This is a genomic window from Psychrobacter sp. Ps1 (assembly GCF_022129425.1).
In the GTDB taxonomy this organism is placed as follows: Bacteria; Pseudomonadota; Gammaproteobacteria; order Pseudomonadales; family Moraxellaceae; genus Psychrobacter.
Map to the genome: position 1 here is coordinate 20,123 of NZ_JADQAN010000001.1, position 13,100 is coordinate 33,222.

Consider the following 13,100-nt stretch of genomic DNA (forward strand, 5'->3'; position numbering starts at 1 on the left):
CAATGGATACCTTAAATATCCTGTATCTCGTAGGCGCATTATTAATTTTCGCCAGTATCATGGCGAGTACATTATCAGCGCGCTTAGGCGTACCATTGTTGTTGCTGTTTTTGATAGTGGGTATGTTGGCAGGCGAGCAGGGTATCTTGGGTATTGAGTTCTCTCAATATGCGCTAGCCAATTTTGTTGGGCAGGCCGCCTTAGCTTGTATCTTGCTAGATGGTGGTTTACGTACGTCCTTTAAATCGTTTCGAGTGGGTCTAAAACCTGCGATTACGCTGGCTACATGGGGCGTGTTAGTCACGGTCATGGTGCTAGGGGTATTTGTCACTTGGCTGCTCGAGGTCGATTGGCGATTTGGGTTGCTGATGGCTGCGATTGTCGGCTCTACCGATGCCGCTGCCGTATTTTCTCTATTACGTAATGGCGGTGTCAAGCTTAACGACCGTGTACAAGCCACGCTTGAACTTGAGTCTGGTGCCAACGATCCCTTGGCTATTTTATTAGTCACTGGTTTGATTGCGCTAAATGTTGATCCTGCTGGTCAGACAGTATTCGGCTTTTTAGTTTTATTGCTACAGCAGCTGAGCTTTGGGCTAGGGATGGGCTTGTTATTCGGTTATTTCTTATCCCGATTATTGCCCAAGGTACATTTGGCAGAAGGTATGTACGCTATTTTGATTCTCTCCGCTGGCTTGGCTGTGTTCGCCGCGACCAATCTTATTGGCGGCAGTGGATTTTTGGCGGTATACCTCACTGGTGTGCTAATCGGTAATCATAAGGTACGTTCAACAGAGCATGTCATGCGAGTGATGGACAGCTTTGCTTGGCTGTCGCAGGCGGTGCTTTTCGTAGTATTAGGACTATTGGTCACTCCGTCAAACGTCCTCAATGTCTGGCATTATTCGGTTGCAATCGCGCTCTTTATGATCTTTGTCGCGCGTCCTATTGCCGTCTATACCAGTGTCAAACCTTTCAAATTTAAAGACAGAGAGATTGGGTTTATCTCTTGGGTCGGGTTGCGCGGTGCAGTGCCTATTACCTTGGCGATTTTACCAGTCATGGCTGGTATAGATAATGCCTTTATGCTGTTTGATATTGCCTTTGGCGTCGTGGTTCTGTCGTTGATTTTGCAAGGCACAACCATCCCGACGATGGCCAATCTGTTTAAGGTACGTATTCCAACCAATAAAGACCCAAAAGAGGAGCATGAAGTCTGGGTATCCGATAAGGCCAGTATCACGCTGTATGAGTTTGAGGCAAAGTCGGGCGCATTTGCCATTGGGCGTCATCCTATGGGTATCTCCAAAGGCATCAACCCAGATGAAATCAGTGTCTTTGCGCTAGTGCGTAACCAGCAAATCGTAGTAGTCGATGAGCATACAAAGCTAAAATTCGGCGATAGTGTCTGGTATGCGATGAGAGGTAATCACGCTAGCAAAATCGCTAAGATTTTTAATGACACGACATTAGATCGCAAAGCTATCGATGACTTCTATGGCGATTGGCTGCTATCACCGAGTGTTAAGCTTGGTGATTTGCCGTTTTTTACAGGAATTATGGCATCTGAGACTCTGGTAAAAACACTCAAAACGTCTGATGAAGACAGCGCAAAAAACATGTGGGAGCAGACGGTGGCCGAGTACGTGAAATCACATTTAGGTACTGCGCCAGTGTCGGGCGATACTGTTGTGATAAGCGATGAATGGTCATTGGTTATTAAAGAAGTCGATGACAAAGGGAAGCTAAGAACCATTGGTCTAAAGTACCAACAACCGTCTGCAATAGTGTAATAAACCTAGTGGTATCTTATAGCAAATTCATCATCTTATTCAAAAAGTCAGCCGCTTGTTTAGGCTGATTTTCTCGATATGCCCAATGGTGCTCGACATCATAGCTTGCCTCATCAGGCAGTAGTATTTTCATCAGGCCCATACCCTCATAACGCTTCGCTAAATCACGCGGCAAGTAGCCAACATGGTGACCTGCAAGGATAAGCTGGGCTGTCGCCTCCATATGATAAGTAGTCGCGCTTAATGTCTTGGGGCGAATATGATTGATATGATGCTCTACCACATAGCCTCTTTTTATCCACGGATAGTTCTGTTCTAAATCATCAAAAGTTAATCCGTCTGAGTTGTAAAACAATCTATGTTCGCGTCCACAGCAGACCACTTGTTTTTCAACAAATGCTGGCTTAAAGGTCAGTAAAGGTGGAAAGCTGCCAAAATAACCCACGCCAATGTCACTCTCGTTACTTAAGAGCTTTTCTAACATGCTCTCAGGACTTTGTACGTCGATAGAAAAGTGTATTAACGGGTTATTACGGTAGCTGTTGGCTAGACGTTGTCTAAGTGCATCATAAAAAAACTTGGGCATCTGATCAATCAAGCAAAGCCTAATGTGCCCGCCGTGGACTGAGTCTAGTTGTCTAATATAATGCAGCTGATGTTGAAAGCTGGCGACCGATTCGGTAAACCCCAAACAAGCCTCGTAAACAGCAGCACCATCTTCTGTCAGTTTAAATCCTGCTCGACCACGGTGACATAGTGTCATCCCTAAGCGGTCTTCTAAGTGGGTTAAATGCCCACTAATGACAGAGGTTGTGACATTTAAACGCGACTGGGCAGCAGTTACGCCTTGACACTCTACAATAGCCATAAAGCTGCGTAGCGTTTTGATGTCTATTTTTATCAGTTCATCCAATATCAAAAGTGGCTCCTTATTCACTCAATCAACATTATCTCTTTTTCAATCGACATTGCGTTTCCTAAACTTCTGATAATAACTTATAAGAGCATTTCATTACGAAAAAATAGAAGTTTACTTCTAAATTTTACCATGGTTCCTTCTCTTATATTTATGTATTGTCAATGACATGTAGCAAATTGTGTACTTAAACCAAATAAGCAAGGAAGTAACTTATGACATTCAATCAACCATTAAGCGGCAACGACATGCCAAGATTTGGTGGCTTCGCTTCTATGATGCGCTTGCCGACTCAAACTGATGCTGAAGGGTTAGATGTGGCATTTGTTGGTGTCCCTTTAGATATCGGTGCATCCAACCGTAGCGGGGCTAGATTGGGTCCTAGACAGATTCGTGATGAGTCAAGAATGATTCGTCCTTACAATGTGGCCACTCGTGCTGCGCCTTTTGAATCATTACAAGTCGCTGATATCGGTGATGTGCCTATCAACACATTCAACCTGCTAAAAAGCGTTGATATCATCGAAAAATTCTATACCGATAAAATCGTCAAACACGGCGCGATTCCTCTAACACTAGGCGGCGATCATACTATCGCATTGCCTATCCTGCGCGCACTTGCCAAAAAACATGGCCCTGTCGGTATGGTACATATCGATGCTCATGCTGATATCAATGATGATATGTTTGGCGAAAAAATCGCTCATGGCACACCTTTCCGCCGCGCTGTCGAAGAAAACCTCATCGATGGTAATCGTGTGGTACAGATTGGTCTACGTGGTACAGGCTATAGCGCAGAAGAGTTTGACTGGTCAACCCAGCAGGGCTTCCGCGTGGTACCTGCTGAGGAGTGCTGGTACAAGTCGCTAACACCGCTCATGGCTGAAGTACGTGAAAAGCTAGGTGATGGTCCTGTTTACTTGAGCTTCGATATCGACGGTATTGATCCTGCCTTTGCCCCAGGTACGGGTACTGCTGAAATCGGTGGCCTGACCTCTACTCAAGGTATCGAAATCATTCGTGGTATGCGCGGTCTGGACGTGGTGGGCGGGGACTTAGTTGAAGTATCACCACCGTATGATCCATTTGGTAACACCTCGGTATTGGCGGCGAACTTATTGTTTGAGATGCTATGTATCCTGCCGGGCGTACGCTATGACGACAAGGTTAAAGCGGTTTATTAATCACCATCAATGATTACCTCTATAATGAGCAACCTTTGTAGCCAGTAATTAGTGACTAATAATCGGTATGAAAGAAAAATACAAAGGTTGTTTTGAGGTAGTGATAATTATCTGAATATTCAGCGAAATTTTTTAGGATGACTGACCCATGACCCAATTGACGCAAACGCCTTCTTCTTTGTCTGACTCTTCATCACTGACCTGCGGTGAGCTATTGGTGCAGTGGCTAGAGTATTATGGTGTAGAGACCGTTTTTGGTATCCCTGGTGTGCACACGGTAGAGCTGTATCGCGGTCTACCTAATACCAATATTCGTCATGTGACACCGCGTCATGAGCAGGGCGCTGGGTTTATGGCAGATGGTTACTACCGTGCCTCTGGCAAGGTTGGCGTATGTTTTATTATTACTGGCCCTGGTATGACCAACATTATGACGGCGATGGCACAGGCATTGGCTGATTCGATACCGATGCTAGTGATCTCTAGTGTCAATAAAGTCAAAGACACTGGCAGCGGCGAAGGGCATTTGCATGAGTTGCATGATCAGCAAGGCATGATTAGCAAAGTAGCATTGACGAGCAAGACCATTTGGCAACCTGAATCGCTACCGAAAGTCATTGCAGAAGCTTTTGCCTTATTTAATGGTGCACGTCCGGGGCCAGTACATATTCAGCTGCCTATCGATATCATCACCGCTGATGCCCGTCATGTTGCTAAGCCGCCTAGTTTAAATGCTGTAGCAAATAGCGAAGCTGGTACAAATAGCTTGAGCCTACCTCAGGTCACAAGACCACTGCCGAATCCTACGCAATTAGACCTAATCGTACAGTCATTAAAAACTGCGAAAAATCCTGTAATACTTTATGGAGGCGGCTGTGTCGATGTCGATCGTGATGCACAAAAACTGGCAGAGTTGATAGATGCGCCAACGTTTTTGACGATTAATGCCAAAGGCTTGCTGCCACCTGGTCATCCATTAAGTTTAGGTAGCAACCAGTCATTAGACGCAGGCCGAGCCGTGATTACCGAGGCGGACTGGGTATTAGCGATTGGGACTGAGCTTGGTGAAACTGACTACGATGTGTTCTTTAATGGTGAGTTTAAGATAAATGGCACGCTGGTACGCATCGACTGTGATGCTCAGCAATTGCAGCGTCCATTTAGAGCGGATATCGCGGTACTGTCCGATGCACAGATGGCGATTAGTGGTTTATGTGATCGCTTAGAAGGTCAGACATTCGATCATCAAGCACTGTCACGTGTCAATGAGGCAAAGCAGGCCATCTTGAAGGATGTAACGACAGACTTTGCGGGTCAGAATTCATTACTAAAGCTGATCAGAGATGAGGTAGAAGACGTCATTTTCGTTGGTGATTCAACGCAGCCTGTCTATAGTGGCAACCTTGGTCTTGAAGCCTTGGCGACGCGTAAATGGTTTAATTCATCGACGGGTTTTGGCACGTTAGGCTATGGTTTGCCTGCCGCTATCGGGGCCATGGTTGGTTCAAACTTGCCTGTTGTCAGTCTAATGGGTGATGGTGGTATTCAATTTACGATTGCTGAGCTTATCTGCGCAGCTGAGCTTGAGCTACCGTTGATCGTTTTGCTATGGAACAACCAAGGCTACGGTGAGATTCGTCGTTATATGGAAGAGGGCGGTTTACCACTGATTGGCGTCAATATCAAAACGCCAAACTTTGAGCCACTAGCGGCAGGGTTTGGGGCTGGCTATCGTAGAATCACTGATAAGCAGCAATTGCTAGACGCATTAAAGACAGACATAAAGGGTAAACAACCAATCATTTATGAGATTGATGAAGCAGATGACTTTCTAAAAGAAATGGCTAAGACAGTGACTTATTTTAATTAACAGTAATACTGGCGCTAATGCCACGGATAATAACGGGACCGATAGTCACAGTTCTAAAAAACGACACAAAAATGACAAACGCTGGTGACGCAAGGAAGCATGTTCATGACGCCCAATGCTAGAGAAATGTCAGAAAGTAGACATGAGCAAATACCGCGTTTGTTGACGGAGCTTGCTGCTGTCGTTGGCACGACCAATGTATTGACAAAACCTAGCCAACAGCAATCTTATGTGCAAGGTGCAATTGCGGCTATCACAGACGTGACCGTCGCAGTTGTGATACCGCACTCTCTTGTGGCACTATGGCGCGTCATTAATGTCTGTGCTGCTTTTGATGTAATTATCATTGCTCAAGCGGCCAATACAGGCCTAACAGGTGGCTCAACTCCGAATGGAGATTATGACAGACCATTAGTCGTAATCTCTATGCAGTTATTGGGCGGTGTGCATTTACTTAATGATGCAGCAGAACTGGTTGCTTTGCCAGCCGCTACTTTGCAGCAATTAGAGTCCACCCTTGCGTCATTAGGGCGTGAGCCGCATTCAGTACTGGGTTCTAGTTGCGTGGGAGCATCGGTGATAGGCGGCATCTGCAACAGCTCAGGCGGGATGTTGGTGCAGCGTGGACCTGCTTATACTGAGATGGCGTTATTTGCCAGACGCAATGCCTCAGGAGCGTTTGAGTTAATCAACCATCTGGAACTGGATTTGGGCACACAGCCAGAGGAAATGCTAGAGAACCTGCAAGCTGGCACGTTTAATAAGGTCTCAAAAAGTACGAGCAACAGTAACGCCTGCACCAACCATCATTATCAACATAAAGTCCGTGATTGTGAGGCAGAGACACCTGCTCGATTTAATAACGATCCTAACGGCCTGTATGAAGCGTCTAGTTCAGCTGGCAAGGTCATTGTATTTGCGGTGAGAGTAGCGACCTTTGCCAAGCCTAAACACGAGCAAACATTTTATATCTCGACCAACGACGCTGATACCTTCACCACACTCAGGCAACAATGGTTAAAAAGCGAGTTGAACCTGCCCGTGTTGGCTGAGTATATGCACAAAGATTATAACGACATCACGATACATTATGGCCGAGACACTTGTCTGAGTATGCGTAAGCTCCCTGCTAGCAAGATAGGGTCGCTGTATCGACTGCAAGCAAAGATTGGCTACTATCTGGATAAGTGGCATCTCCCAAATACGCTGCCAGATTGGATACTGCAACTAACATCTAGGTTTATGCCGCCGTCATTACCAGCCACTTTGACTACGCAGGCGCTCTCATATAAATACCATTTGATTATAAAAGTCGCAGATGGTTTTGGTAACGACTTTGATAATGGCATTAATAAAGATTCTAATAAAAACGATGGCAACAATATCGCTGCTGCGCAGGATTTTTTGCAAAATCATATGCAGCAATATCAAGGTGCGCTGCATGTATGCACAGAGCTTGAATCGCAAACGTTATTGGTATTTCGCAGTGCCGCGACCGCTGCCATGTTTCGTTATCATAATTTAAATCAAGATAAGTTTGGCGAGCTGCTATCGACCGATATTGCTTTACCTAGAAATGCTGTAGATTGGGACGAGACTCTACCTGAACATTTACAAAAACAAGTCAGCAAAACTTTTTATTTGGGGCATTTTTTCTGTCATGTCATGCACCAAGACTATTTATTGAAACCTAAGACCAATGCCAAGCAATTCAAGGAAGACCTGCTGGCATTTTATGACCAACGTCATATTGAGTATCCTGCCGAACACAATGTGGGGCATGTGTATCCTGCTAAAACTGAGCTACATTATTTTTATAAAAAACTGGATCCAACCAATTCGCTCAACCCAGGTATTGGTCAGACAGAGAAATGGAAAAACTGGCAATCATCGCCCATTAAGGAGAAATTAAATGACGAGTTACATGGATAAGTCGCAGCAGCCGATTTTAGGGAATAATACGGTCGATCCAGAAACGCCAAAAGCAGGACAGTGGCGTGCGGCAATGTGGAAGTTTTTATTGTTTTCAGCGTTGGGTATTGCGTTATTTATCATACCGTTCGAGTGGGATGGTAAAGTCACGATTTTATTAGGTGTATTGACCGATACGCTACAAACCGTGTTAGGTGGATTTGTAGCCTATATTGCGATGGCGATAGTGACTATCTCCGCTCTTGGTGCACTGGCAGTCAAAGCGTTAAAGCCAAATCTGAATGAAGGTTCGCTTGCTAAAAAACTCTTTGATGTTGAGTGGTTTTGGCTTGCTATCCGGTTTTTAGGAATGGCATTTGTTTGGATGATTTTTCTACAAGTTGGCCCTGAGTTTATTATCAATCGGAATACGGGCGGCGTCATTTTTGAAGATTTGATTCCTGTTTTGATTCCGTTGTTCTTCTTTGCCATTTTATCGTTACCATTTTTGACTGATTTCGGTTTGATGGAGTTTTTGGGTACTTTAGCCAGTAAAGTATTTATCAAGCTTTTTAAACTGCCTGGTCGTTCTGCTGTCGATGCAATGTCTTCTTGGTTTGGCGCAGCGTCTATCGGCCTGCTAGTCACTATGCAAGAGTATGACAAAAGCTTTTACAGTCAGCGTGAAGCCGCCATTATCGCGACCACATTTTCCGTCACTTCTATCGCCTTTACCTATGTGGTTGCCAAAACCATCGGCGTAGACAATAACTTCGTTTTCTTTTATCTAACCATTGCGCTAACTGGTTTCATCGCTGCGATTATCATGCCGCGTATACCACCATTGTCACTTAAGCCTGATACGTATCATTCTGGCAAAAGCATGCTAGATGAAGGCATCCCTGCTGAATATACAACGTACCAATGGGCGGTCAATCGTGCGGTGACTCGCGCGCATTCTATGCCAAGCTTAGGTAAAGTGTTCAAACGCAGCGTACACAATCTGTTTGATATCTACTTTGGACTGATTCCAGTTATCTTTGCGATTGGTACCATCGGTCTGGGCTTAGCAGAATACACGCCAGTCTTTAATTGGCTTGCGACACCACTTGTACCACTACTTGAGTGGTTACAGATTCCAGAGGCGGCAAAGGCTGCACCTGCCATGATTATGGGCTTTGCAGATATGTATCTGCCAGCGCTCGTCGGTAAAAGCATTGAAAGTGAGATGACACGATTCATCGTTGGTGCGGCCTCGATTACTCAGATTATCTACATGTCTGAAGTAGGTGCACTGATTTTGAAGTCAAATATTAAGCTAAATGTGTTAGAGCTATTTTTAATCTTTATCCTTCGTACGCTTATCAGCTTGGTAGTCATCACCTCAGTGGCGCATCTACTGTATTAGTGGCGCGTCTAGTATTCACAAGGCATCTAGCCTGACGATAATATGCAAATGGTCGGTTTTTCTGTAGTCAGTTAAACCGACCGTTTAGCCAATCACATTACGGACGTTACGCACATAAAGACAATTTGATCAAACATATAAGGCGATTGACCATTATGGAAATGCTGAACTCTACAGAATTAACCAGAGAAACTGCCATACAAACGGCTCAAAACGAAGTTGTATTAAATGCCGCTTATATCAATGGTGACTGGGTTACGATTGCAGCGCTCGCGACCGATTCTAATCATTCAAATGACCATGCATTGTATGATCCAAATTCAGGCGAGGTGATTGCAACGACGCGCTTATGCACCAGTGCCCATGTAGAGCAGGCAGTCGAAGCGGCTGATGAAGCCTTTGCTAGTTGGTCACAGACTAGTGTAAGCGAGCGTGCCCGCTATCTAAATGCGATTGCAGAGTCTATGGAGCAGCAATTCGATACCTTGGTTGGACTGTCTGTATTAAACAACGGAAAGCCAATTGAAGAGGCAAAGATAGACGTAGGGGATGCCATTGCCTGCTATCGTTATTATGCCAACCTCATCACGGAGCAGGCAACATGGTCTAAGGTGTCAACGCTTGAGTCGGGTATTCGATTATTAAAGACATACTCGCCAGTGGGTATTTGTGCGCTGATTACCCCTTGGAACTTCCCAATGGTAACGACTTCTTGGAAGTTGGCGCCTGCGCTAGCGGCAGGTTGTACCGTGCTATTGAAACCGTCTGAAGTGACATTATTACCAGAGCTTATGCTAGGTAATATCTTATCGGAAATTGACTTGCCAAAAGGGGTGGTTAATATTTTACCGGGTGCTGCTGAAGTGGGCACTGCTATGACCAGCCATCCGCTGATTGACAAAGTGTCTTTTACTGGCAGTAATATAGTCGGCGAAAAGGTGATGGTTCAAGCAGCAAAAGGCATCAAAGACATTAGCCTAGAGTTGGGTGGTAAGTCTGCCATCGTGGTCTGCGCAGATGCTGATATTGACTACGCTTGCGATTTAATCATTGGCGGTATATTTACCAATGCAGGTCAGATATGCTCGGCCACGTCGCGTTTGGTTGTCCATCAAGATGTCGCTGAGCAGCTGTTTGAGGCATTAAAAGTCAAAACGGAAAGTCTGCAAATTGGTGACGGTTTTGCGACAGAGACGCAAATGGGTCCATTGGTGAGCGAGCAGCAGCTGAATCAAGTTAAGAAATTCTTTGATATTGCGACAGCTGAAAATCTGGACTGCTTAACTGGCGGTCAGTTGTTAGAAGTATCTGGCTATTTTGTAACGCCAACTGTCTATACGAATGTGCCAACGACCAGTCAATTATGGATGGAGGAAGTGTTTGGCCCTGTATTAGTCAGTACAACCTTTATCGACAATGCAGAGGCTATTCGCCTAGCTAATGATAGCAAGTTTGCTCTAGCAGCTACTATTGTGAGCGCCGATGAGACTGCCGCGCTTGAGATGGCGCTACAAATCAAAGCGGGTCATATTTGGATTAACGAGCAACAAATCGTACTGCCAGAAGCAGGATGGGGCGGATTTAAGCAAAGCGGTATCGGCCGTGAGTTGGGCGGTGATGGTTTGTCCGCTTATCAGAAGACCAAACATGTATTGTTGACCGATTAATTGGTTTTTTAACTAGATTGTCACTAGCCACTGTAGAGACTATTTACTAGCTATCAGCATGACTGTTGAATTATTGTAGAGTGATTGTTGATAGCTAAGTCGCGCCCTAGCATTACGTTTGTTTACCAGACCATTTCTTATATTAACTTTACTGTCGCACCCATCCAGGATAAAATTGAGCAATCATTCAAGTTTTATAGCCGTGCCCATTTTTATATGAGGTCACGGCTTTTTAAATGGGGCACATTATGTCACGCACCGCACTTTACAACCGTCATGACGCCTTGGAGCGTGCGCTACAGCTTTTTTGGCAAAAGGGCTTTCATGCCACATCTCTAAAAGATATCGAGCAAGCGCTCGATATGCGCCCAGGCAGTATCTATGCCGCTTTCGGTAACAAAGAAGGCTTGTTTCAAGAAGCGCTAGAATACTATGCGCGTCTAGGATTGACTGAGCTTGAGCGAGTGTTGAGCCATCATGAAACGCCTTTATTAGGCCTTGCCGCTTATATACGTCAGCTTGGCGGGATTCGTGATAAAGCGTTACCGAGCCGAGCCTGTATGTTGGTCAAAAGCTTACTAGAGCTGGGTGCGCGTGAGCAAACAGCGTTAACCAAGGTGGAAATGCTGCTGGTAGGTATGGAGACGCGATTTATAGAATGCTTTAAGGAGGCGCAGAGTGTCGGTGAGATGGATAGTGAGCTTGATCCGGTTAGACTTGGACGCCGTCTACAGGCAGAAGTCATGGGATTGCGTGCCTTTGCACAGCGTGACATAGAGAGCTCGACGGTACACGCCCTTGCTGAAGATATGGCCTTATCTATAGAAGCACTGCGACTCGATAACTCAGTAAACGCTTAGAATGTCATAATCGGGTGTTCAAGACGGCATATATCTTCAGACGCTTACTTAGAAGATTCTAGCTGTTTAAGAGTATGATACCCACCATGTATACGGGTAAAAATAGTAATAGCACAGGCAGTAGCAAAGATACCAGCCAGTAGCACAAAATGCTGCGGCCAAATGCAAAAAGCGATAAAGATAGCAATCGTTTCAGTGCCTTCAGTGAGACCGTTGAGATAATAAAAGCTCTTATATTTAAACTGAGGCTTGTCTAATTGAAACTTTTCTGCAGAAATTGCAAAGGCCAAAAAGCTCGAACCTGTCCCGATAAATGCCGATAATAACAACGCGCCTGCAATGGCATTTTGGGCAGGATTGGCCAAGATAAACCCAAGCGGTACGGCTGCATAAAACAAGAAGTCGAGCGTGATATCTAAGTAACCGCCAGCGCTTGAGCTTTGCTGTGCGTAACGTGCCAACGCGCCATCAAGCCCATCCAAGATACGATTCAATATAATCGCTGCTAGCGCGCCATACCATAGCTCAAACGCGAGGAGTGGTAGTGCCAACATACCAATCAAAAACCCAGCTACCGTAAGCTGATCAGCCGTAATACCGAGCTTATGCAATGTCGCTACTATTGGAGTTAGCAGTGGCTTGATAACGGGCGTAATGAACTTGTCTAACATGCGAGCTGCCTTTTATATTTTGCTTTCTTTGTCATTTTGGCTGAGTGTTTGACTCTGATGTCCAAAATTATCGTCCTACATAGATAACTTTACCGTTAGCTGCTTCAGCGTCGCTTTGGTCGTGCGTGACCATAATAGCAGGCAACTTATGAGTACGAATCTGATCGAATACCAATTGCCGCGTATCCATCCTCAATTGAGTATCAAGTTTGCTAAACGGCTCATCAAGTAGTATCGCTTTGGGCTCACTCAGTAGCGTACGTAGTAGGGCGACACGTGCTTGTTGACCACCTGATAGGTTATCAGGGTGACGATCTCCCATCCCTTCTAATCCCACTTGCGCTAACGCCTGCGCTATTTTTTCAACTCGCTGCTTTTTATTTCCTTTTGGCATAGCAAAAGCAATGTTGCCCGCGACTGATAGGTGTGAAAACAGCAGTGCATCTTGATACAGCACACCAATACGGCGCAAATGCGCAGGCAGGTGAGTCACGTTCTCATCGTTTAACCAAACAGTACCCGTCGCGGTAAAATCGCTCGCCAAAGTGCCTGTTAGCCAGTTCAGTAAGCTGGATTTGCCACTACCAGAAGGGCCCATCACGGTTAGGATGTCGCCACCAGCAATGTGCTCATTGATACTCAATAACTGCTCATTTTGACGAAACAGTTGTAAGTTTTTTATCTGTAAAGATGATGGCATCAGGAACCCTTTGTTTGCGTTTTTTACGACTGATTATTTGAATGTTTGATATTGTTAGCAACTAGCTTTTCCATAACAGCTAATTTTCACAACTGCTCTTATTCATGTCATGGTCAACCT

At 45.2% G+C, this 13,100-nt stretch carries 10 protein-coding genes; 7 read left to right on the forward strand and 3 right to left on the reverse strand.

The features are described 5' to 3' along the window. The first annotated feature begins 2 nt into the window (after positions 1-2). A complete protein-coding gene (locus tag I3249_RS00115; RefSeq protein ID WP_238067965.1) occupies positions 3-1,793 on the forward strand; it encodes a potassium/proton antiporter in 1,791 nt (596 codons plus the stop codon). A gap of 16 nt (positions 1,794-1,809) precedes the next feature. Here I3249_RS00115 and I3249_RS00120 read toward each other — a convergent pair whose 3' ends face one another. Beyond that, positions 1,810-2,712, reverse strand: a complete 903-nt coding sequence (locus I3249_RS00120; protein WP_238067966.1) for a LysR family transcriptional regulator — start codon at positions 2,710-2,712, stop codon at positions 1,810-1,812. A gap of 212 nt (positions 2,713-2,924) precedes the next feature. On the opposite strand from I3249_RS00120, the gene speB reads away from it, so the two are divergent. The 6 genes from speB (at position 2,925) to I3249_RS00150 (ending at position 11,609) form a co-directional block, all read left to right on the forward strand. Then, a complete protein-coding gene (speB, locus tag I3249_RS00125; RefSeq protein WP_238067967.1) occupies positions 2,925-3,893 on the forward strand; it encodes an agmatinase in 969 nt (322 codons plus the stop codon). 148 nt (positions 3,894-4,041) lie between these two features. Continuing rightward, a complete protein-coding gene (locus tag I3249_RS00130) occupies positions 4,042-5,763 on the forward strand; it encodes a 5-guanidino-2-oxopentanoate decarboxylase (RefSeq protein WP_238067968.1) in 1,722 nt (573 codons plus the stop codon). Positions 5,764-5,868: 105 nt separating this feature from the next. Then, positions 5,869-7,695 carry a D-lactate dehydrogenase gene (dld, locus tag I3249_RS00135; protein ID WP_238067969.1) on the forward strand — a complete coding sequence of 609 codons (1,827 nt, stop codon included), beginning with the start codon at positions 5,869-5,871 and terminating at the stop codon, positions 7,693-7,695. After that, entirely contained in the window at positions 7,676-9,082 is a 1,407-nt protein-coding gene (locus I3249_RS00140) for a YjiH family protein (protein ID WP_238067970.1), read from the forward strand. The genes dld and I3249_RS00140 overlap by 20 nt, the downstream gene beginning before the upstream one ends. A gap of 155 nt (positions 9,083-9,237) precedes the next feature. Beyond that, complete coding sequence (locus I3249_RS00145; protein WP_238067971.1) at positions 9,238-10,749, forward strand: aldehyde dehydrogenase family protein; 1,512 nt, start codon at positions 9,238-9,240, stop codon at positions 10,747-10,749. Positions 10,750-10,997: 248 nt separating this feature from the next. Beyond that, positions 10,998-11,609: a TetR/AcrR family transcriptional regulator gene (locus tag I3249_RS00150; protein ID WP_238067972.1), complete on the forward strand. Its 612-nt coding sequence runs from the start codon at positions 10,998-11,000 to the stop codon at positions 11,607-11,609. Between the two features lie 44 nt (positions 11,610-11,653). On the opposite strand, the gene I3249_RS00155 is transcribed toward I3249_RS00150, so the two are convergent. Together I3249_RS00155 and I3249_RS00160 are read right to left on the reverse strand one after the other, a co-directional pair. Then, positions 11,654-12,280 carry a CDP-alcohol phosphatidyltransferase family protein gene (locus tag I3249_RS00155; protein WP_238067973.1) on the reverse strand — a complete coding sequence of 209 codons (627 nt, stop codon included), beginning with the start codon at positions 12,278-12,280 and terminating at the stop codon, positions 11,654-11,656. Between the two features lie 67 nt (positions 12,281-12,347). After that, on the reverse strand, positions 12,348-12,980 hold the full coding sequence (locus I3249_RS00160; RefSeq protein WP_238067974.1) for an ATP-binding cassette domain-containing protein: 633 nt from the start codon (positions 12,978-12,980) through the stop codon (positions 12,348-12,350). Positions 12,981-13,100 lie beyond the last annotated feature (120 nt).

Coding starts and splice junctions, on each gene's coding strand:
- I3249_RS00115 (WP_238067965.1), top strand. CDS start 3: ATGGATACCTTAAATATCCTGTATCTCGTAGGCGCATTATTAATTTTC.
- speB (WP_238067967.1), top strand. CDS start 2,925: ATGACATTCAATCAACCATTAAGCGGCAACGACATGCCAAGATTTGGT.
- I3249_RS00130 (WP_238067968.1), top strand. CDS start 4,042: ATGACCCAATTGACGCAAACGCCTTCTTCTTTGTCTGACTCTTCATCA.
- dld (WP_238067969.1), top strand. CDS start 5,869: ATGACGCCCAATGCTAGAGAAATGTCAGAAAGTAGACATGAGCAAATA.
- I3249_RS00140 (WP_238067970.1), top strand. CDS start 7,676: ATGACGAGTTACATGGATAAGTCGCAGCAGCCGATTTTAGGGAATAAT.
- I3249_RS00145 (WP_238067971.1), top strand. CDS start 9,238: ATGGAAATGCTGAACTCTACAGAATTAACCAGAGAAACTGCCATACAA.
- I3249_RS00150 (WP_238067972.1), top strand. CDS start 10,998: ATGTCACGCACCGCACTTTACAACCGTCATGACGCCTTGGAGCGTGCG.
- I3249_RS00155 (WP_238067973.1), bottom strand. CDS start 12,280: ATGTTAGACAAGTTCATTACGCCCGTTATCAAGCCACTGCTAACTCCA.
- I3249_RS00160 (WP_238067974.1), bottom strand. CDS start 12,980: ATGCCATCATCTTTACAGATAAAAAACTTACAACTGTTTCGTCAAAAT.